Raw genomic sequence first — 21,678 nt, 5'->3', positions numbered from 1 at the left:
GCCTTCTCCTGCTGTTAGTTAAAGGGTTTGAGGTCGACGCGCGCCATCATTGCGGCCAACTGGGTACGATCGGTAACACCAACATTACTCTGACTTACTGCCATTGCCGCTACTGCGGTCGCCAGGCGGAGCGTATGCTCACTTGACTCACGCATTAGCAGGCCATAAATCAGGCCACCTACCATAGAATCGCCGGCACCAACGGTACTGACCACTTCACAGGCGGGTGGTTTAGCAATCCATTCACCGGAAGCATTCACCCACAGCGCACCTTCCGCGCCGAGTGAGATAACCACATGCGCAATACCTTGCTCACGTAACGCATGGGCAGCTTCAATGACATCCTGCAGCGTCGGCAACTTACGGCCGGCCCAGATTTCCAGTTCACGACGGTTCGGCTTCACCAGCCATGGCGCCGCTTTCAGGCCCGCCACCAGCGCTTCGCGGCTGCTGTCGAAAATAATACATGGGCAATGGGTACGCAGCGCGGTCATCCATTCGGTAAAGGCTTCCGGTTCAACACCCGCCGGTAAGCTACCGCTAACGCAAACCATATCGAACTGGCCGAGCCAGCTTAACGAATCGGCACTGAAGCGTTCCCAGTCCTGGGCGCTGACATCAAAACCCGAAAAGTTCAGGTCGGTGACATCGCCGCCTTTCTCGGTCAATTTCACATTGATACGGGTACGACCCGGTACCACCTGGAAACGGTTAGCAATGCCTAACTCGCTGAACAGATGCTGGAAGCCATCCTGATTATCTTTGCCGAGAAAGCCGCCCACGGTGACGTCAATACCTAAATCTTTCAGCACTTTCGCAACGTTAATCCCTTTACCTGCAGCATGCAGGCCGGTGGTTTTCACCAGGTTAACTTCGCCACGCTCAACTTCTTCGCAATACCCTACTAAATCATAGGCCGGATTCAGGGTAATTGTTGCGACGCGTCTGCTCATGCTGCCCCCTCGCCCAGACCCGCAGCGATAGCTTCTTCAATCGCGTGCAGCGCCTGCTGAGCATCATCACCACTGGCGGTAAAGCGCAGGCGATGGCCTTTTTTCACCCCTAACGCCACCACTTTCATCAGGCTGCGTCCGTTCGCCGGTTTTCCGCTGCCATCAAGGTTGGTGACAGTGATATCGCTGTTGTACTGCTTAATCACGCTGACCAGCGCCGTGCCCGGACGGGCATGCAAACCATGCTCGTTGCGGACAGTAAACTCAGCGGTCAGCACATTAGCCTGCTCGTCGACTTCGCTGGTTAACAGCGCCAGCACCCCGGTAGCATCCGCATTCAGCAGACGTTCAGCCTTCTGGCTAATCAGTAGATCGCTTAAATAGTTCAGTACCTTCAGCGGCTGATCGTCAGTAACCGCGACCGTGATCAGCATCGCGGCTTTTTCACCGGCGACGTCAAAGGCGTTCGCGACCCGGCTTACCGCCACGGCGCTGCACAGATTGCCGACAGTGCTGTCGTTCAGCCAGATGCCCTGCCCGAGGTTCAGGGGCTGGCCGGAGATCACACTGCTGACAAAGCTGGCATCAACCGCGCCGGCCTGTTGCAGACGTCCGGCATTCAGCGCCTGCAGCGTCATCAGATCGCCTGCCGCGACATCGAGGGCAATTAAGCTATTATCAAATTTAAATTCTGCATCCAGCTTTTCACCCATCAGAATGCTGCGTAATACTTCGGCAGAGGTGGTGGATTTCAGCTGTTCGGCCACGCTGTCGTCGCTGAGGACGTGAGTCAGCTGACGCAACAGGGCCAGATGCTCATCGGAGCGGGCAGCAATACCAATGGCAACATAAGCCGTCTGGTCTTCACCCCAGGCGATCCCCTGCGGGAACTGGAACACCTGAACACCGGTCTCCAGCACCAGGTCGCGGGTGTCGGTGGTGCCATGCGGGATGGCGATACCGTTACCGAGATAGGTAGAGGTCTGGGTTTCACGCACCAGCATGCCGTCAACATAGGCAGCGCTGACGTTACCCGCAGCGGTAAGCGCGGCAGCAACCTGACGAATGGCGTCTTCTTTATTAGTGGCGCTGGCGCCAGTATGGATGGCTTTTAGATCTAGCTGGAACATAGGTCTCCTCCCCGGCCGAAATTGAATCGTTTCAGCTATAATGAGAAAAAAAGCGTCATCTCCTGACTGATAACCTGATGAGACAACGCTGAAACGTTTCAATTAGTTTGGTACACGGAGGCAGCTGCTGGCAAGATTTACCGTAAACGGCGTAGCAGATTTTTGACGCCACGCACATTTTGCCACCGTTTTTCAGAAAAATGCTGAAGCCGGTATCGCTGGATGCCGCAGACACGTCATGCTGTCAGCTGACGTCAGCTCCGCTGCCGTGGTGCAGGAAATGCGAAATATCACTGAAGGCGTTTTTATTATTTGAAACAGCTTTTTAAAAATAGCGCAGCGGCGTAGAATTTGCCGTCCATTTCTGCCGGTTAATCCTCGCTTATGCAAACATCTGGTGCTACCCTCCGCCGCCTGCCCGACCTGCGTTCAGCGGCCTTTCTGCTGGTCGCTTTTTTCTCCGGCATCGCCGGGGCGTTACAGACCCCCACTCTCAGCCTGTTTTTATCCACGGAAGTGCATGCGCGCCCGTTTATGGTGGGGCTGTTTTTTACCGGCAGTGCGGTAATTGGTATCGTAGTAAGCCAGTTGCTGGCGACACGCTCCGATCGTCAGGGCGATCGCAAGGCGCTAATCTTTCAGTGCTGCCTGCTGGGGGCGCTGGGCTGCATTTTGTTTGCCTGGAATCGTAACTACTTTATCTTATTACTGGTCGGCGTCCTGCTCTCCAGCTTTGGTTCGACAGCCAACCCGCAAATGTTTGCTCTGGCGCGCGAACATGCCGACAAAACCGGGCGTGAAGCGGTAATGTTCAGCACCATTATGCGTACTCAGGTTTCGCTGGCATGGGTGATTGGCCCGCCGGTCGCCTTCGCTCTGGCGCTGGGTTTTGGCTTTCAGGTGATGTACGCCTGTGCGGCGATCGCTTTTGTTTGTTGCGCCATTATTGTGCGCTATCTGCTGCCATCGATGCACAAAACGGCGGTGCAAACCAGCGTCACCCTGCAGGCGCCGCGGCGCAACCGGCGCGATACGCTGTTACTGTTTATCGGCTGTACTCTGATGTGGGCCTGCAACAATATCTATCTGATTAATATGCCGCTGTATGTGGTGCAGGAGCTGCATCTGCCGGAGAGACTGGCGGGGCAACTAATGGGGCTGGCGGCCGGACTGGAAATTCCGGTAATGCTGATTGCCGGCTACTACGCCAGACGCTTCAGCAAGCGTACGCTGATGCGCTGCGCCGCAGCCTGCGGGCTGCTGTTCTACGCCGGTTTACTGCTGATTGACAGCGCCATCCCGCTGTTGCTGTTGCAGGGGCTGAACGCCATTTTTATCGGCATTCTTGCCGGTATCGGGATGCTCTATTTTCAGGATTTGATGCCGGGTCAGGCGGGCGCGGCCACTACCCTGTTCAGCAATTCGACTCGCGTTGGCTGGATCCTTGCCGGGTCGCTGGCTGGGGTGGTGGCGGAATTGTGGAGTTATCATGCGGTATTTTACTGCGCGCTGCTGCTGAACCTCGGTACGCTCTACTGCATGTGGCGGGTTAAAAACGCCTGACGCGCTTCAGGGGGCGGTATCCGCCTCCAGTTTTATCAGCCAGCTGAGCGCCTGCTGACGGTTGCTGCCGCACATTTCAGCGTCAGGTTGTAACCCCGCACAGACTTTTGGCCGCAGCGGCGAGGCGAAAATTTTGCAGCGCTGCCGCTCATCCAGCTGTACGCACGGCGTATTCGCCGGTTTACCCTGCGGCATACCGGGGATCGGGGATGAGATGGAAGGCGCCGTACAACAGGCACCGCAATCAGGACGACATTGCATCAGTACACTCACAGCGCGATAAACCGCGACAATAGCAGCCGTCAGATCTGAAAGCTATAGCCGCGATGGTTTCGGCCAGATGCCCCGCGTGACCGGTTACCTTTCGTGGCGGCAGACAAATTTCACTTTCTGAGACGTGCAGATCTTGCCTGAATGCGTCGCCGCGAGTAACTTGTCGCGATTCATTCAGCACAGGCTTATTGAGAACCTACTATGGCAAGAGCAAACGAGATTAAGCGCGGCACCGCCGTTAGCTACAACGGCAAATTACTGCTGGTTAAAGATATTGATATTCAGAGCCCCAGCGCCCGTGGCGCCTCAACTTTGTATAAGATGCGTTTTACCGATATCCGTACCGGTATGAAGGTTGAAGAACGTTTTAAAGGTGACGATATTATCGACACCATCTCCCTGAGCCGTCGTCAGGTCACCTTCTCTTATATCGATGGTGATGAGTATGTGTTTATGGATGACGAAGATTACACCCCCTACAACTTCAAGCAGGAACAGATTGCCGAAGAGCTGCTGTTTATTCCTGAAGGCGGTATGCCAGGTATCCAGGTGTTAACTATGGATGGCCAGATTCTGGCGCTGGAACTGCCGCAAACGGTAGATATGGAAATTGTTGAAACCACGCCAGGCATCAAAGGCGGTTCCGCCAGTGCGCGTACCAAGCCAGCCACCATGGCCACCGGGTTGGTGATTCAGGTACCGGAATATCTGAGTAATGGCGATAAAATCCGCATTCATATTGCTGAGCGCCGTTATATGGGCCGCAGCGAATAACGGCTTGTGGCGCTTTCGGCGATGACATCGTGCATCGCCGCTATTGTTATGTTATAACAACCCACAAACTAACCAGCAACATACTGGTTTGTCAGAAATAACTGATATTGAGTAGCGCCAGCGATTTACTGCGATCGATCCAGCTGAAACGGGTAGTCCCCTGATTCAGTGGAAGTTTTTGCGGCCGTGCGATATTCAGCTGAGTGGTTTTGCTGGTAAAGCGACCGTTCTGAAAACAGGACATTTTCAGCTGATACTTGGCGTCAGGGCTGATGTTGCAACCGCCGTCGACAATAGTGCCAGAGAAATGTATCTCGCCTGAGCGGGCAGATGCTGCACCACCCCCGGCCATTGCGCTGCTCGTCCATGAGGCAAAAAGCATTATCAGTACCGCTGATTTAATGCTGTTCATAGTAACCTCACTCACTGACCAACTATAGGTTTAAAGGTAGCTGGTTTCTTATCCTGATGAGTTAAATCGGCGCGAACGGGCCCGAACTTTAATTTAATGATGTCAATACCCCGATTAAGGAGAACCTGGTGACTAAGGTCAATCTGATTACTGGCTTTCTGGGCAGCGGAAAAACCACCACGTTGCTCCACCTGCTGGCACAGAAACCACAGCATGAAAACTGGGCAATACTGGTCAACGAATTTGGCGAGATCGGGATTGACGGCGCGCTGCTGAAAGATCGCGGGGCGGTACTGAAAGAGATCCCCGGCGGCTGCATGTGTTGCGTCAACGGGCTGCCGATGCAGGTTGGCCTGAATATGCTGTTAAAGCAGACTAAACCGGATCGATTGCTGATTGAGCCCACCGGCCTCGGTCATCCGAAGCAAATTATCGCGATGTTAACCGATGCGGTGTATCAACCCTGGCTGACGCTGAATGCCACCTTATCGCTGCTGGATCCGCGCCAGCTTAGCGACAGTAAAATCACCGCCAATGAAAACTTCCGCGATCAGCTGGCAGCGGCGGATATTATTGTCGCCAATAAGCAGGATCGCTGGCAACAGAGCGACCGTCTGGCGCTGGCCAGCTGGTTACAGCAGCACCTTGCCGATCGCCAGTGTGTCCAGGCTGAGTTTGGCAATATCGATCCGGCGTTACTGGATACCCCACGTCTTAATCTGCGTCCGCTGCCGGATGCCCGCCATCATGCGCACAGCAGCGCTGCGTCCGGTCTGGCCGCCCTGCGCCTCGACAGCAACGCCCGCTGGCGCCGCGCGCTTAATCATGGTCAGGGTTACTATGCCTGCGGCTGGATCTTCGATGCGGACACGGTATTTGACACCATCGGGCTGCTGGAATGGGCAAGGCTGGCCCCGGTGACCCGGGTAAAAGGCGTATTGCGCATTGCCGAGGGGCTGCTGAGTATCAACCGCCAGGGCCAGGATCTGCAGATCGAAACCCGCAACGCCGCGCCGCCGGATAGCCGGATCGAATTGATTAATGAGCAGGATGTGGCATGGAATACCTTACAGAGCCACTTGTTGAAGCTTCGTTTAGAAAACCTGGCATAGGCTACACCGTTATTTTTAAACTGATTGATTTTATTATGAATGCTAAACGCTTACTGGCAATTCTTGCCCTGAACATCGCAGGTATCGCTCTGTTTTTATCCTGGTACCTGCCTGCCAACCACGGTTTCTGGTTTCCGATCGATAAGTCGATCTTCTTCTGGTTTAATCATCATATGGCCAGCAACAAAATGCTGATGTGGCTGATTGCCATCACCAACTTCCGCGGTTTTGACATGGTCTCCTTGCTGACGATGGGGTTGCTGTACCTCAAATTCTGGCTGCACGAAACCCCGCCGGGCCGCCGCCGGCTGATCACTATTGGCGTCACCATGCTGATTAGCGCGGTGGTGCTGAACCAGCTGGGGCATTTGCTGCCGGTAAAACATGTCAGCCCCAGTCTGTTTTTTGACCATGCATACCGCGTGAGTGAACTAAGCGGGATTCCGGCGAAAGATGCCTCACGCGACAGCTTTCCCGGGGATCACGGGATGATGCTGATCATCTTCGCCTGCTTTATGTTGCGCTATTTTGGCAAAGGCGCTTTTCTCAGCGCCGTGCTGATTGTTGTGGTGTTCAGTCTGCCGCGGGTGATGGCGGGGGCGCACTGGTTTAGCGATATCGCGGTGGGCTCGCTGTCGGTGGTGCTGGTTGGGCTGAGCTGGTGGCTAATGACGCCAGCCAGTGATTATTTAGTACGCTGGCTCAACCGGACATTACCCGGAAAATATAAGCCCTAAACCCTATTCCGCGCCGAAAGCCAAATTGTATTAATTCTAAGCGGCACAAGGCGCGGAAAGATTGATAATTAGCACGCTAATTTGTTGCCGGTAAAAAGAAATTATTATGGCAACGGAACGGGAAAATGCCTTTTCCAGCCGCTTATCTGGCGGGAAATTCTTATTTCGACGGCAATCCGTTGAAATAGCCGCAGGAATTTAGCTTAATCCGGCGATTACTGACTGCTAATTGCTGATAATTTGAACTGAATGTTACTTAATTGTTTCTCATCAAAAAAACCTATACGAAAGTCGTTAAAACCCCTCGCCACGGGGCTTTTAATCGGGTAACCTCAGGTCAGATTAGGCAAAAGAAGTGTTTTTTTTTCCTTTTTTACAAATAAAATGTGCTCGTTAACACATTTTAGTGATTAAGGAATTGTCTTACTCGGTTGCTCTAATTAATCTCATTTTCGTTTCGCAACTTAACTAACGACCTCTGTCGTTAAGGACTTCAAGGGATAACAAACATAATGGTCAAGTCTCAACCTATCCTGAGATATATTTTGCGGGTCATCCCCGCGGTCGCACTCGCGACACTGCTTTCGGCATGTACGACCAGCAACGGTCACAACGCACAAACTGAGACTCATGCAGTTAAAGGCCAGAACGGTTTTTTACTTCAAGCGTCTCAGGATGAATTCGAACAGATGGTTCAGAACGTGGATATCAAATCACGTATTATGGACCAATATGCTGACTGGAAAGGCGTTCGTTATCGTCTTGGTGGCACCAACAAAGGGGGCATTGACTGCTCAGGTTTTGTTCAGGTGACCTTCCGCGAACAGTTTGGCCTGGATCTGCCACGCTCCACCTCAGAGCAGCAGGACAGTGGTAAAAGTATTCAGCGTAGTAAATTGCGCCCCGGTGATCTCGTGCTGTTTCACGCCGGTTCGACAGGACGACACGTTGGCATCTACCTTGGTAATGACAGCTTCGTTCATGCATCGACCAGCAGCGGCGTTATGATCTCCAGTATGAATGATTCCTACTGGAAAAACCGATACCGCGAGGCACGACGTGTTCTGACCCGAACGCATAGCTGATTTACCCCTGAAGTCCGCGAAATGAGAATGACAGAAGCGCTGCCCCGGCAGCGTTTTTTTTATGTCCGAAACTGACCTGATTAAGCGCTAATCAGATGCAGAGATTCAGAATAATCTGTCTACTGCCAATGCAAAATAGTTTTGCTAATCATAATAATATCGAGACAGAACCCCCGGCATCGTTATATTCTCCTGTACTTATTCCCGGAAAATGGCAGTGCGTAATTCCAACCCAAAAACAGGCTAAAGCGGGAGATAAAACGCGATGCCACTATCGAGTCTGGTTAAACATCCGCTGACAAATGCGCGACGGGTCGCGTGGCTCAGTGCCGTTGTTGGTTTGATCTTTTTTTTGCTTTTTACTGCCATCACCATCAGTATCACCTGGAAAAAACGTGCAGAGGACAATGACCGGCTGGTCGACTATACCCGGGACTATATTGTCAACGCGTTAAACTCACTGGGAAAGACCCTCACCCCGTTGCTGGTGCTGACAACGCGCCCCTGCATCCATATTAATAACGAACTCACCTCCCGGGCAGCATTCACCACCGGTATTCGTGCGATTCTGTTAGTCCGCGATGGTATTGCCTACTGCTCTTCCGCCACCGGCGCATTCAACTTACCGGTAAGCCATTTTTTACCGCAGACCGATCTGACGAAAGAGCGCGACCTGTCGATTGTAGCCGGCACGCCGATGATGCCAAAGCAACCGGCAATGGTGATGTGGATGAAACAACCTGACAGCCGACAAAGCGGCGTGCTGACGACGCTGAATATGGATATGACCCCTTATTTGCTAATGGCATCGCGACAACAGGATATTTCCGGGATGGCGCTGGCCGTCGGCGATAATGCGGTCACCAGCTGGAATCATGATGTTATTCGTATCAGCCAGCTTCCCGCCACCCCCCTGCGTATCCTGAATATTGCCGGTTATCCCATCACCTTTTATCTGTTTGGCCCTGAACTGCCGCAACGCGACGTGAATATTATTTTGCTGACCGGCCTGTTGCTGGCAGTGCTGGTGACCAGCAGTTGTTTCCTGTTACTGACGCTGCGTCTGCGCCCGGGAAAAGAGATTATGCTGGGGATTAAGCGCAATGAGTTTCATGTTGAATATCAGCCGCTGATCGAAGCCTCGACCGGCAATGTTTACGGACTGGAAGCGCTGCTGCGCTGGACGCATCCGACTGAAGGACGGATTCCGCCGGATGCATTTATCAGTTATGCCGAGGGCCAGAATTTAATTATCCCTCTGACCTGCCACCTGTTTGAACTGGTGGCGCGCGATGCGCATAAGATGCGTCAGGTGGTGCCGGCGGGTATTCAGATGGGGATCAATCTGTCACCCAACCATCTCTCATCAGACTCCTTTCGTCAGGATGTGAATACCTGGATTAAAGCGATGCCGGAAGGACATTTTAATTATGTGTTCGAAATTACCGAGCGCACCATGGTGTCGGAACGGCATGCGATTGAGGTGTTCGACTGGTTTCATCATCAGGGATTTAAGATCGCCATTGATGATTTTGGTACCGGACACAGTGCGCTGATCTATCTTGAAAAATTCAAGTTCGACTACCTTAAAATCGATCGCGGATTTGTGCAGAGCATCGGCATGGAAACGGTAACATCACCGGTGCTTGATGCCGTACTGAATCTGGCGAAGAAACTCAATCTCAGTACCGTTGCCGAAGGTGTGGAAACCGAAGAGCAGGCTACATGGCTGCTCAACCGGGGCGTCACCCATATGCAGGGCTTTTTATTTGCCCGGCCAATGACCGTTGCACAACTGATTACATATTTTCAAACGCGCCAGACCGCTTTATCCTGAGGGTAGCGGAATGTTTCCTGCCCGGGCGACAGTTATGCCGCCCGGGCAGGCTGACGACGAATCGGCTAATACTGTTACGCTGAATAACATCTTTTTTGTTTTTTTAATGCGGGAGCCAACCCTAACGATGCTATTGCGCCTGGTTACACTCATGCTGCTCAGTGCTGTCGGCTTAACGGCCCAGGCAGAAAACATCAATGAAAGCTACGCATTCTCAAAACTGGGCGAACCGAAATACGCCACCAATTTTACCCATTACGATTACGTCAATCCTGCCGCCCCCAAAGGGGGGAAAATAACCTATGCGGTGATTGGTACTTACGACAACTTTAACCGCTATGCCTCCCGGGGTTATCCCGGTATCGGCACCGAAGGCGTATATGACTCGCTGTTTACCACTTCCGACGATGAAATTGGCAGTTACTATCCGCTGATCGCCGAATCAGCGCGCTATCCTGCTGACTTTCGCTGGGCGGAAGTCAGAATTAATCCTCACGCCCGCTTTCAGGACGGCTCACCGATTACCGCCGCCGATGTCGCCTTTACCTTCAATAAATTTATGACTGAAGGGGTACCGCAATTTCGCGTCGCCTATAAAGGCGCCAGCGTGAAGGCAATAGCGCCGCTGACCGTACGTATTGAACTGCCGGCGCCGGATAAGGACCAGATCCTCGGCATATTTTCCCTGCCGGTACTGTCAGAGAAATTCTGGCAGAGCCGCAAGTTTAATGAGCCGCTGGGCTATCCTCCGCTTGGCAGCAGTGTTTACCGCATCAGCGCCTATAAAGTTGGCCAGTACATCACCTATACGCGGGTAAAAGACTACTGGGCGGCTAATTTGCCGGTGAACCGCGGGCGGCACAATTTTGATACCCTACGCTACGACTATTATCTCGACGATAATGTCGCCTTTGAGGCGTTTAAAGCCGGTGCCTTTGATTTCCGCGCCGAAGGCTCAGCCAAAAAATGGGCTACGCAGTATCGCGGCAAGAATTTCGCTAATCACCAGATTATTAAAGAGGCCAGAGCAAACACTGTCGCCACCAATACCTCGTGGCTGGCGTTTAATACTGAGAAAGCGATTTTTGCCGATCGGCGGGTACGCGAAGCGATTGGGCTGGCATTTGATTTTCAGTGGATGAATAAGACACTGTTCTACAATGCGTGGAAGCGCACTTCCAGTTACTTCCAGAATACTGAATATGCCGCCAGCGGTTATCCGGATGCAAAACAGCTGGAAATCCTGGCGCCATTTAAAGGCCAGCTGCCGGATGAAGTATTTACCTCTGACTATCAGCCGCCGCAATCCGACGGCAGCGGCTATGACCGCCAGCACCTGCTGAAGGCGCTGGACCTGCTGAAACAGGCAGGCTGGGAGCTCAAAAATAAGCAGTTGGTGAATGTCGCCAGCGGTAAGCCGTTTAGCTTTGAACTGCTGCTGAACAGCAGTAGCAGCAGTAGCATCCAGTGGGTGCTGCCATTCCAGCATAATCTGCAACGGCTGGGGATTAATATCGATATCCGCCAGGTGGACAGCTCGCAATACCTGCGCCGCCTGCGTAAGGGGGATTACGATATGATCCCGACCAACTACTACGCACAGGCATCGCCGGATCCCTCGTTGCGCATTATCTGGGCATCGCAATATATTGAATCCAGCTGGAATACCCCACGGGTCAAAAATCCGGTGGTTGACAGTCTGGTTGAAAAAATTTTCCAGCATCAGGGCGATAAAGACGCGTTGTTGCCCCTTGGTCGCGCCCTCGACCGGGTGTTGCTATGGAACTACTACATGATTCCAATGTGGTATAGCGCGGAAGATCGTTATGCTTACTGGAATAAATTCTCCATGCCGGGGATCGCACCAACCTATTCCCTTGGCACTGACACCTGGTGGTACGATGTTAATAAAGCCGCACAGTTGCCGGCCCAACGTCGCTAAGGAGTAGATTTGGGCGCTTACCTTATTCGTCGACTTTTGCTGGTGATCCCTACCCTGTGGGCGATCATTACGATTAACTTTTTTATTGTGCAGATTGCACCGGGTGGCCCGGTCGATCAGGCGATTGCCAATATCCAGTTTGAGCGCAACAGCGGGATACCCGGTACCGAAGGCGGGACCGCCAGCAGTCGCGGTTCATTAAACAACACCAATCCCGGCGACAGCCAGTATCGCGGTGCGCGCGGGCTTGATCCTGAAGTGATTGCTGAAATCACCAAACGCTATGGTTTTGATAAGCCGCTGCATGAACGCTATTTCAAAATGTTGTGGGATTACGCCCGCTTTGATTTTGGCGACAGTCTGTTCCGCAGCGCCTCGGTGCTGCAACTGATTAAAGAGAGTCTGCCGGTATCGATCACCCTCGGCCTGTGGAGTACGCTGATTATCTATCTGGTATCGATTCCGCTGGGGATCAGAAAAGCGGTGCATAACGGCAGTGCTTTTGATGTCTGGAGCAGCGCCATTATCATTGTCGGCTATGCCATTCCTTCGTTCCTGTTCGGGGTCGCGCTGATCGTACTGTTTGCCGGCGGCAGTTATCTCGACTGGTTTCCGCTGCGCGGGCTGACGTCGCCGCAGTTTGACAGTATGCCGTGGTACGGCAAAGTGACGGACTACCTCTGGCATATCACCCTGCCGGTGCTGGCGACGGTGATTGGCGGTTTTGCCACCCTGACGATGCTGACGAAAAACTCCTTTATGGATGAGATCCGTAAACAATATGTCGTCACTGCGCGCGCCAAGGGGCTGGATGAGAAAAAAATCCTCTATCGCCATGTGTTCCGTAACGCCATGTTGCTGGTTATCGCCGGGTTTCCGGCCACCTTTATCAGTATGTTTTTCACCGGCTCGCTGCTGATTGAAGTGATGTTCTCACTTAATGGCCTCGGTCTGCTGGGCTATGAAACCACCATTCAGCGTGACTATCCGGTGATGTTTGGCACCCTGTATATTTTCACGCTGATTGGCCTGCTGCTGAATATTCTCAGTGATATCACCTATACGCTGGTTGACCCACGCATTGATTTTGAGGGACGCCAATGAGCCGCTTAAGCCCGATTAATCAGGCTCGCTGGGGCCGTTTCCGTCACAATCGTCGCGGTTACTGGTCGCTGTGGATCTTTGCCGTGCTGTTTGTACTCTGTCTGTTTGCTGAGCTGCTGGCCAATGATAAACCGCTGCTGGTGCATTATCAGGATCGCTGGTATGCGCCGGTGCTGTTTGATTATACCGAAGCCGATTTCGGTGGCCCGCTGGCCACCAGCGCCGATTATCAGGATCCCTGGCTCAGGCAGCGCCTGGATAATACCGGCTGGGCTGTCTGGGCGCCGATTCGCTTTGGCGACAGCACCATTAACTTTGCCAGCGATGCGCCCTTCCCTTCACCGCCCTCCGGCAAAAACTGGTTGGGTACCGATGCCAATGGTGGCGATGTGCTGGCGCGCATCCTCTACGGCACGCGTATCTCTCTGTTGTTTGGCCTGATGCTGACCATCGTCTCCAGCCTGATTGGCGTTGGGGTTGGCGCCGCGCAGGGCTATTTCGGCGGTAAGGTCGATCTGATTGGTCAGCGCTTTATCGAAATCTGGTCCGGAATGCCGACGCTATTTCTGATTATTCTGCTCTCCAGCGTCGTACAGCCGGATTTCTGGTGGCTGCTGGCAATCACCGTATTATTTGGCTGGATGAGTCTGGTGGGGGTGGTGCGCGCCGAGTTTCTGCGCGCGCGTAATTATGACTACATTCGTGCCGCGCAGGCGATGGGCGTCAGCGACAGCCGCATTATGCTGCGCCATATGTTGCCCAATGCCATGGTCGCCACCCTGACCTTTTTGCCTTTTATACTGTGTGGTTCGATCACCACCCTGACATCGCTGGATTTCCTCGGCTTTGGCCTGCCGCTCGGTTCGCCTTCATTAGGTGAGCTGCTGTTACAGGGCAAAAATAACCTGCAGGCCCCGTGGCTGGGGCTGGCCGGCTTCTTCTCGCTGGCGATTTTACTGTCGCTGCTGATTTTTATTGGCGAAGCCGTGCGTGACGCCTTCGATCCGAGCAAGGTGCATTGATATGAGTACGCCACTTCTAACCATCAACGATCTCAGTATCGCCTTTCGCCAGGGCGCAGTGCAGCAGCAGGTGGTTAACCGGTTGTCACTGTCGCTGGAGGCCGGAGAAACGCTGGCGCTGGTCGGTGAATCCGGCTCGGGGAAAAGCGTTACCGCGCTGTCAATCATGCGCTTATTGCCGGCCCCACCCGCCATTTACACCGGCGGCGAAATTTATTTTTCCGGACAGAATATCCTGCAGGCCGATGAACGCACCTTGCGCAGCCTGCGCGGCAACCGCATGGCGATGATTTTTCAGGAGCCAATGGTGTCGCTGAATCCGCTGCACAGTATCGAAAAGCAGCTGTACGAAGTGCTGTCATTGCATCGCGGCATGCGGCGTGAAGCGGCACGCGGTGAAATGCTTAACTGCCTTGATCGGGTCGGTATTCGCCAGGCCAAAAGCCGCCTGAATGATTTTCCTCATCAGTTATCCGGTGGTGAACGTCAGCGCGTGATGATCGCCATGGCCTTGCTGACCCAGCCAGAGCTGCTGATTGCCGATGAGCCGACCACCGCCCTTGACGTGACGGTACAGGCGCAGATTCTCACGCTGCTGAAAGAGCTGAAGCAAGAGCTGAATATGGCGCTGCTGTTTATTACCCATAACCTGCGGATCGTACGGCAGCTGGCCGATCAGGTCACGGTGATGCAAAACGGCGCGGTCGTGGAGCACAGTACCACCCGGCAACTGTTCAGCGCCCCACAGCATGCCTGGACGCGCAAACTGCTGGACGCCGAGCCGGAAGGTCACCCTGCGCCAGCGGACAGCGCTAAGCCCCCGCTGCTGCGCGTGGATAAGCTGCAGGTCTCTTTTCCCATTAAGCGTGGCTTGTTGCGGCGGGTAGTCGATCATCATCATGCATTAAAAGCGCTCAGCTTTGAGCTGCGACCGGGCGAAAGCCTCGGGCTGGTCGGTGAGTCAGGATCGGGTAAAAGCACCACCGGGCTGGCGCTACTGCGTCTGATCCAGTCGCAGGGGGAGATCTGGTTTGATGACCAGCCCATTCACAGCTGGAACCGCAAGCAGATGCTGGCCGTGCGTCCACGCATCCAGGTGGTGTTTCAGGATCCTAACTCGTCACTGAACCCGCGGCTTAACATCACGCAGATTATTGCCGAAGGATTACAGGTGCATCGTCCGCAGTTAACGGAGCAGCAGCGTGATCAGCAGGTGATAGTGGCGATGCAGGAAGTTGGACTCGATCCGGCGACCCGCCATCGCTATCCGGCTGAGTTTTCTGGCGGTCAGCGTCAGCGTATTGCGATTGCGCGCGCGCTAATCCTGCAGCCGCAGCTGATTATTCTGGATGAACCGACCTCTTCGCTCGATCGCTCGGTACAAAAACAGATCCTGACATTGCTGAAAAACCTTCAGCAGCAGCACCGGCTGGCCTATGTATTTATCAGCCACGATCTGCAGGTGGTACGCGCTTTATGTCATCAGGTAGTGGTACTGCGCCAGGGAGAGGTGGTGGAACAGGGTGACTGCGAACAGATTTTCGCCGCGCCACAACAGGAATATACCCGCCAGTTGCTATCGCTGGCCATGGCCTGAGCGGGATTCAGAAAGGATTGCTGGCGGAGAAGGTTTCCGCAATGGCGACGCCCTGATTTTTCAGACGACAGTTGGTGGCGCTCTCGTCATTGCGATGCACAAACAGGCAAGGCTCGCCTTGCCACTCCACCACCGCACATTCAACCTGAATGTCGTTCAGAGCGGATTTCAGCACCTGCATAATATCCCACGCCGACTCGCCATCATGGCTTAATAACTTAAGGCCAATCAGATCGTTATCATTGGTTAAACCACTGATCTCCAGTGGCTCGACGGTGCTGCCGGTCAGTCCGGCAGACCAGCGATAACTTTGCGGCAGGCGATGTACGACCGAAAGCTGTAATGTGTTCAAATCAAATCCCCAGAGCGGTAAGCAAAAACACGACTATTTTCTGGCTGCAGATAAACCGCGACCGGTTATTGCTGGTCAGGTACTGCCATAAGCGTCAATGCAAGCCGTCGCGTTTTTAAACATTTCATATTTACGACGTTGTTTTTGAGCGCCAGCTCTCATTTTATCGTTATATGTACCGCGTTCATAAAGTGATCACAACCATTTTTGCTGCGAGATTGTTATTTTTTATGCGCCAAATTTCACAATAAAGCAACAATAGTTGCATAAATTAGGGGATTAAAGCAGGAATACGGCGGTTGCGGGGCAGCATCGCAGGCGGCATTAATACCGCCCGCGAACCATTATGCGGGTTTACGTGGACGACTGGCATACAGATAAAACAGCAGCGACACCGTGGCGCAGAGCGCAATGGCCCAGACCATCGGCCAGGCGCTGGTAAAGGTGGCATTCGACAGTAGCATCCCCACCAGCGCGCCAACGCCAAAACGCAGGGTGCCAGCCAGTGACGACGCGGTACCGGCCATATGCGGAAACTCATCAAGGATCACCGCCATCGCGTTGGATGACACCATCGATACGCAGCCGATAAACATCGCCACGCCAAACACCAGCGGCAGAAAACCGAGGTTCAGCGCACTTACCACCAGCAACCAGATGCCCATGGCAAACTGGATCAGCAGGCCGCAACGGAACATCGCCAGCGGACCAAAACGGCGTACCGAACGGCTGTTAATCAGCGTAATCACAAACAGGAACACTACGTTCAGCCCAAAGTAGTAGCCGAAATGCTGCGGTGAAATATGGTTGATTTCAATATAAACAAAAGGCCCGGCATTCAGAAACGAGAACAGACCGGCAAAAGAGAAGCCGCTGGCCAGCATATAGCTGAATGCCCGCTTATGACGCAACAACGAGAGAAAGTTAACCAGCATGGTGCGTAAATGAAACTTCTGGCGCTTTTCCGGCGGCAGCGTCTCTTTGATTTGCGTCACTACCAGCACGGTAGTGACCACGGCGGCAGCGGAAATCACCCAGAAAATCGCGTGCCAGCTCCAGAAGATCAGCAGCCAGCCGCCGACCAGCGGCGCCAGCAACGGCGCGATGGTGGTCACCAGCATCACAAATGACATCATGCGCGAAAACTCCTCTTTTGAGTAGCTGTCGCGCATCAGGGCGCTGATCACCACACTGCCCGCCGCCGCTGACAGGCCATGCAGCAGGCGCATATTAATCAATTGCTCAATGGTCTGCGACAGGGCGCAGGCGGCGGCGGCAATCGCAAACACCAGGGTGCCGAAGGTGATCACCGGCTTACGGCCAAAGCTATCCGCCATCGGCCCGTAGAACAGCTGGCCGAGGGCAAAACCCATAATGTAGATATTCAGCGTCATCTGCACGCTACCCGCCGGTACGCCAAACTCTTTGGCGATTTGCGGCAGCGCCGGCAGATACATATCAATTGATAACGGCATTAACATGGCCAGCAGGCCGAGAATAACCACTAATCCCAGTGAAGAGTTCTTATCCTTCCGCACCCATTACTCCTCGTCATGCATCGTTATTATCGGCTTCAATCCTGGATTTCCAGGCTATCAGGCAAAAGTATCGTTTATCACGCCGGTTAACGCGGTATGACCACGCTGGCGATCTCTTCTGCGCGCAGCGCACGATATTCACCCGGCGCCAGCGCTGGATCGAGGGTTATCTCGCCGATACGCTCGCGATGTAACGCCACCACATGATTCCCCACCGCAGCAAACATACGTTTTACCTGATGGTAACGCCCTTCACCGATCGTCAGACGCACCTGGTACTCGCTGATAACATCCAGGGTCGCGGGTTTGGTCAGCGTTTTCTCATTATGCAGCTGAACACCGTCAGCAAACTGCTGTACGGTGCTGTCTGCCAGCGGCGATTCGAGCGTCACCAGATAGGTTTTCTCACAGTGATGGCGCGGCGAGGTAATACGATGCGACCACTGACCATCATCAGTCATCAGCACCAGGCCGGTGGTATCAATATCCAGCCGCCCGGCGGCATGCAGTTTGTAAGCGGTTGGCTCTTCGAGGAAAAACAGCACCGTAGGATGGTCGGGATCGTCCGTCGAGCAGACATAGCCTTCTGGCTTATTCAGCATAAAATAACGCGGCCCGAGCTGCTGCTGCAGTGGATTACCGTCATATTCGACCTGGTGCTCAGGTTCCAGTTTAAACGACGTGTCACGCACGATTTCGCCATCAATGGTGACGCGTTTAGCACGAATTTCGCGTGTAGCGATTGCCCGGCTGATTTCCAGTTGCTGAGATAAAAATTTATCGAGTCGCATTAAATCTGCTTTGCCTGTTTTCTTGAAATGAAATCCGACGCCATCTTCCGACTGACGTTTGGAAAGCGCCTGCGTGGCGCCCTGAAAGGGTGTCAGAGACCAGTATAGCGAGAGTTAAGCGCGGCTAACAGAGGCGATCGCGCCGTTCAGCGGCTTTCATGGCATAATGCGACTCTGTTTCCGCAATCGTTGTCTTGTTCATGTCGTTTACTCTTCGTCCTTATCAGCAGGAAGCGGTGGATGCCACGCTCAGCTACTTCCGCCGCTCTCAGCAACCGGCAGTGATCGTGCTGCCCACCGGCGCGGGCAAAAGCCTGGTGATTGCCGAACTGGCAAGAGTCGCGCGCGGGCGGGTAATGGTGCTGGCGCATGTGAAAGAACTGGTGGCGCAGAATCACAGCAAGTATCAGGCCTGGGGGCTGGACGCCGATATTTTTGCCGCCGGATTGCAGCGTAAAGAGAGTCACAGCAAAGTGGTTTTTGGCAGCGTGCAATCCGTGGCGCGCAATCTGGCGCAATTCGACAGCGCGTTTTCACTGCTGATCGTCGATGAATGCCATCGCATCAGCGACGACGATGACAGCCAGTACCGCCAAATCCTTCATCATCTGCGCCAGCATAATCCGCAGTTGCGTTTGCTCGGGCTAACCGCAACGCCATACCGGCTGGGTAAAGGCTGGATCTATCAATACCACTATCATGGCATGGTGCGCGGTGATGAGAAGGCGCTGTTTCGCGACTGTATTTATGAGTTGCCGCTGCGTTATATGATTAAGCATGGCTTTCTGGTGCCGCCGGAACGTCTGGATATGCCGGTGGTGCAATACGATTTCAGCCGCCTGAGCGCGCAAGACAATGGCCTGTTTAGCGAAGCCGATCTTAACCGCGAACTGAAACAGCAGCAGCGGGTCACCCCGCTGATTATTCAGCAGATCGTTGAGTTTGCCGTCGACCGTAAAGGTGTGATGATCTTCGCCGCGACCGTGGAACATGCAAAAGAGATCCTCGGCTTATTGCCAGACGGCAAAGCATTAATCAGTGCTGACACGCCGGCAGCCCAGCGCGATGCCGCCATCCGCGCGTTTAAACAGCAACAGCTGCGCTATATGGTCAACGTGGCGGTACTGACTACCGGTTTTGATGCTCCCCATGTCGACCTGATTGCCATTTTACGCCCTACCGAATCGGTCAGCCTGTACCAGCAAATTGTCGGTCGCGGTTTACGCCTGTGCGCAGGAAAAAGCGACTGTCTGATCCTCGACTATGCCGGCAATCCACATGATCTTTACACCCCGGAAGTCGGCGCGCCAAAAGGCAAAAGCGATAACCAGCCGGTGCAGGTATTCTGCCCCGCCTGCGGCTTTGCCAACACCTTCTGGGGCAAGGCCACTGCCGACGGCACCATTATTGAACACTTTGGCCGTCGTTGTCAGGGCGTGCTGGAAGATGACGACGGCGAACGCCAGCAGTGCGACTACCGTTTTCGCTTTAAAAACTGCCCACACTGTAATGCGGAAAACGATATCGCCGCGCGCCGCTGCAATCAGTGCGACGCCGTACTGGTCGATCCTGACGATATGCTGAAAGCGGCGCTGAAACTGAAAGATGCGCTGGTATTGCGCTGCGGCGGCATGGCGTTAAGCCACGGCAGCGATGAGAAAGGCGAATGGCTGAAAGCCAGTTATTTTGATGAAGATGGCACCAGCGTCAGCGAGCGCTTCCGTTTAAAAAGCCCGGCGCAGCGTAAAGCCTTTGAGCAGCTGTTTATGCGCCCGCATCAGCGTGCCCCTGGTGTGCCGCTGGGCTGGCAAACCGCCGCCGATGTGGTGGCGCTGCAACCCTTGTTACGCCACCCCGACTTTGTGGTTGCCCGCCAGCAGCGCCATTTCTGGCAGGTACGCGAAAAGATATTCGATTATCAGGGACGCTTCCGCCGCGCCAATCAGATGAATTAACGCGGGTATTATTTGCTGATATCGCGAAACATCGCTATAATGCCGCCCGCTTTTGTGAAAGCAGAAGCTGAACAATTCAACCTGCTACTGGGTCGCCTGTTGCAGGAACATTTATTGAAGAGAAACAACAATGTTCACTATCAATGCAGAAGTACGTAAAGAGCAGGGTAAGGGTGCGAGCCGCCGCCTGCGCACAGCTAACAAATTCCCGGCAATCATTTATGGTGGCGCGGAAGCAGCTGTAGCTATCGAACTGGATCACGACTCCGTAATGAATACCCAGACTAAACCGGGTTTCTACGACGAAGTTCTGACCCTGGTTGTTGATGGCAAAGAAGTTAAGGTTAAAGTTCAGGCTGTACAGCGTCACCCGTTCAAGCCAAAACTGCACCACATCGACTTCGTTCGTGCTTAATCGCTGAACCTGTTGAAGAAAGAACGCCGCATTAGCGGCGTTTTTTTTTGCCGGCAATAACCGGACTCAGTTACCGCCAGTACGGCGTTGTAGCTGATCGCGCAGATTCGGCGGCGTACCTTTAATGGTTAGCGTATCGGTGGCCGGATCCCAGAAAATTCGCTCGCCCAGCAGCATGGCGTCAAAATTCAGGGTTAAACCACCGCCGCTGCCGGCAAATTTGGTCAACTGACGCAAGGTACTGCGGTCTGCCGGAAAGCTCTCTTCCAGCTCATAGCCCTGCTCCTGGGTAAAAGCCTGAAAACTTTTCTCCCCCAGCGGCGGCAATTCATTAGAAAGATCTTCCAGCGCAATCTCCTCACCGGCCTGCAGTTGCTCGTTACAGTAGCTGTAAACCTGCTGACGATAGTTCTGGCGCTCGCCTTTATCCAGTTCGGACTCCGCACAGTAGTCATCTACCGCCTGCAACAACCCACGGTTCTGCGCCTTGGTATCCAGACCAACGCTGGCGCCAAGGAAATCCATAAAGAAATCGGCAACTTTCCGCCCTACCCGCCCGCGCAAAAACGTCAGATAGCGCGTGGACTCCGGGTTAGTTTCCCACTCGGTCAGATCAATACGTGCGACAATATCAGCATGGTTAATATCGAGATAATGGGTGCTGCTGATATCCAGCTCCTCATTAACACGCATACTGTTCTGGCTGTTTAACACCGCAATCAGCAAATATTCCACCGCCAGATAACGGTAGTGACCGAACAGCACCACCCCGCCTTCAGCAAACGGATATTTGGCCAGTTCATCACGCAAACGTCCGGTCGCTGCACGGCTAAACGCGAGGAAATCATCCTCTCCCTTGCGGCAGTTGCGCAGTGCATCGGCCAGCTCGCTCTCTTCGTTGAACAGGCCGTAGGCTTTGCTTTTGGCGCTATAGACGCGGTGTAACTCTTCCATCATCGCCTCAACCGTGGCGTTAACGGGCAGCAGCGAGGCACGTAAAACCAGCTCCAGCGTCTGTTCATCGCGTTTAATTAGCTGGTGAAGGGCAATCTGGTCGATATCCAGACTCATGGTAAACTCTCCTTA

The 21,678-nt window shown here is 53.7% G+C and carries 20 protein-coding genes; 12 read left to right on the top strand and 8 right to left on the bottom strand.

The window, feature by feature from the left end; genetic code table 11:
- Positions 1–14 precede the first annotated feature (14 nt).
- Complete coding sequence (gene fruK / locus JWF83_RS18840; RefSeq protein ID WP_413651941.1) at positions 15–953, bottom strand: 1-phosphofructokinase; 939 nt, start codon at positions 951–953, stop codon at positions 15–17.
- Positions 950–2,083, bottom strand: coding sequence for a fused PTS fructose transporter subunit IIA/HPr protein (gene fruB / locus JWF83_RS18835; RefSeq protein ID WP_413651940.1), 1,134 nt, complete (start codon positions 2,081–2,083; stop codon positions 950–952). The genes fruK and fruB overlap by 4 nt, the downstream gene beginning before the upstream one ends.
- 384 nt (positions 2,084–2,467) lie before the next feature.
- Here fruB and JWF83_RS18830 point away from each other — a divergent pair, with 384 nt between their 5' ends.
- On the top strand, positions 2,468–3,646 hold the full coding sequence (locus JWF83_RS18830; RefSeq protein ID WP_413651939.1) for a sugar efflux transporter: 1,179 nt from the start codon (positions 2,468–2,470) through the stop codon (positions 3,644–3,646).
- A gap of 6 nt (positions 3,647–3,652) precedes the next feature.
- Here the strand turns inward: JWF83_RS18830 and JWF83_RS18825 are convergent, their stop codons facing one another.
- Positions 3,653–3,907, bottom strand: a complete 255-nt coding sequence (locus tag JWF83_RS18825) for a YkgJ family cysteine cluster protein (RefSeq protein WP_413651938.1) — start codon at positions 3,905–3,907, stop codon at positions 3,653–3,655.
- Between the two features lie 213 nt (positions 3,908–4,120).
- On the opposite strand from JWF83_RS18825, the gene yeiP reads away from it, so the two are divergent.
- Complete coding sequence (yeiP, locus tag JWF83_RS18820) at positions 4,121–4,693, top strand: elongation factor P-like protein YeiP (RefSeq protein WP_413651937.1); 573 nt, start codon at positions 4,121–4,123, stop codon at positions 4,691–4,693.
- Positions 4,694–4,784: 91 nt separating this feature from the next.
- On the opposite strand, the gene JWF83_RS18815 is transcribed toward yeiP, so the two are convergent.
- Positions 4,785–5,105 carry a hypothetical protein gene (locus JWF83_RS18815; protein ID WP_413651936.1) on the bottom strand — a complete coding sequence of 107 codons (321 nt, stop codon included), beginning with the start codon at positions 5,103–5,105 and terminating at the stop codon, positions 4,785–4,787.
- A gap of 128 nt (positions 5,106–5,233) precedes the next feature.
- On the opposite strand from JWF83_RS18815, the gene JWF83_RS18810 reads away from it, so the two are divergent.
- The 8 genes from JWF83_RS18810 (at position 5,234) to yejF (ending at position 15,541) form a co-directional block, all read left to right on the top strand.
- A complete protein-coding gene (locus JWF83_RS18810; RefSeq protein WP_413651935.1) occupies positions 5,234–6,217 on the top strand; it encodes a CobW family GTP-binding protein in 984 nt (327 codons plus the stop codon).
- Between the two features lie 35 nt (positions 6,218–6,252).
- A complete protein-coding gene (locus JWF83_RS18805) occupies positions 6,253–6,954 on the top strand; it encodes a phosphatase PAP2 family protein (RefSeq protein ID WP_413651934.1) in 702 nt (233 codons plus the stop codon).
- Positions 6,955–7,466: 512 nt separating this feature from the next.
- Positions 7,467–8,039 carry a bifunctional murein DD-endopeptidase/murein LD-carboxypeptidase gene (mepS, locus tag JWF83_RS18800; RefSeq protein ID WP_413651933.1) on the top strand — a complete coding sequence of 191 codons (573 nt, stop codon included), beginning with the start codon at positions 7,467–7,469 and terminating at the stop codon, positions 8,037–8,039.
- Positions 8,040–8,304: 265 nt separating this feature from the next.
- Complete coding sequence (locus tag JWF83_RS18795; protein WP_413651932.1) at positions 8,305–9,876, top strand: cyclic di-GMP phosphodiesterase; 1,572 nt, start codon at positions 8,305–8,307, stop codon at positions 9,874–9,876.
- 127 nt (positions 9,877–10,003) lie between these two features.
- Positions 10,004–11,818, top strand: coding sequence for an extracellular solute-binding protein (locus JWF83_RS18790; protein WP_413651931.1), 1,815 nt, complete (start codon positions 10,004–10,006; stop codon positions 11,816–11,818).
- A 9-nt stretch (positions 11,819–11,827) separates the two neighbouring features.
- On the top strand, positions 11,828–12,922 hold the full coding sequence (locus JWF83_RS18785) for a microcin C ABC transporter permease YejB (protein WP_413651930.1): 1,095 nt from the start codon (positions 11,828–11,830) through the stop codon (positions 12,920–12,922).
- Positions 12,919–13,944, top strand: coding sequence for a microcin C ABC transporter permease (locus JWF83_RS18780; protein WP_413651929.1), 1,026 nt, complete (start codon positions 12,919–12,921; stop codon positions 13,942–13,944). The genes JWF83_RS18785 and JWF83_RS18780 overlap by 4 nt, the downstream gene beginning before the upstream one ends.
- A 1-nt stretch (position 13,945) precedes the next feature.
- A complete protein-coding gene (gene yejF / locus JWF83_RS18775) occupies positions 13,946–15,541 on the top strand; it encodes a microcin C ABC transporter ATP-binding protein YejF (protein WP_413651928.1) in 1,596 nt (531 codons plus the stop codon).
- Between the two features lie 7 nt (positions 15,542–15,548).
- Here the strand turns inward: yejF and JWF83_RS18770 are convergent, their stop codons facing one another.
- The 3 genes from JWF83_RS18770 to rsuA all read right to left on the bottom strand — a co-directional run bounded on the left by JWF83_RS18770 (position 15,549) and on the right by rsuA (position 18,222).
- On the bottom strand, positions 15,549–15,893 hold the full coding sequence (locus tag JWF83_RS18770) for a YejG family protein (RefSeq protein WP_413651927.1): 345 nt from the start codon (positions 15,891–15,893) through the stop codon (positions 15,549–15,551).
- A 344-nt stretch (positions 15,894–16,237) separates the two neighbouring features.
- Positions 16,238–17,431 carry a Bcr/CflA family multidrug efflux MFS transporter gene (locus JWF83_RS18765; RefSeq protein ID WP_413651926.1) on the bottom strand — a complete coding sequence of 398 codons (1,194 nt, stop codon included), beginning with the start codon at positions 17,429–17,431 and terminating at the stop codon, positions 16,238–16,240.
- Between the two features lie 86 nt (positions 17,432–17,517).
- Positions 17,518–18,222 (bottom strand): 16S rRNA pseudouridine(516) synthase RsuA, encoded by a 705-nt coding sequence (rsuA, locus tag JWF83_RS18760; RefSeq protein WP_413651925.1) that lies wholly within the window; start codon positions 18,220–18,222, stop codon positions 17,518–17,520.
- A gap of 200 nt (positions 18,223–18,422) precedes the next feature.
- Here rsuA and JWF83_RS18755 point away from each other — a divergent pair, with 200 nt between their 5' ends.
- Positions 18,423–20,177, top strand: coding sequence for a DEAD/DEAH box helicase (locus JWF83_RS18755; RefSeq protein WP_413651924.1), 1,755 nt, complete (start codon positions 18,423–18,425; stop codon positions 20,175–20,177).
- A 130-nt stretch (positions 20,178–20,307) separates the two neighbouring features.
- Positions 20,308–20,592 (top strand): 50S ribosomal protein L25, encoded by a 285-nt coding sequence (gene rplY / locus JWF83_RS18750; protein ID WP_413651923.1) that lies wholly within the window; start codon positions 20,308–20,310, stop codon positions 20,590–20,592.
- A gap of 66 nt (positions 20,593–20,658) precedes the next feature.
- Here the strand turns inward: rplY and yejK are convergent, their stop codons facing one another.
- Complete coding sequence (gene yejK, locus JWF83_RS18745) at positions 20,659–21,663, bottom strand: nucleoid-associated protein YejK (protein WP_413651922.1); 1,005 nt, start codon at positions 21,661–21,663, stop codon at positions 20,659–20,661.
- Positions 21,664–21,678: the final 15 nt, after the last annotated feature.

It is taken from the genome of Pantoea sp. B65, from assembly GCF_047308185.1.
Lineage (GTDB): Bacteria > Pseudomonadota > Gammaproteobacteria > Enterobacterales > Enterobacteriaceae > Erwinia.
The sequence above is the reverse complement of the archived record's forward strand: the minus strand, read 5'-3'. Positions and strand labels throughout refer to the sequence as shown.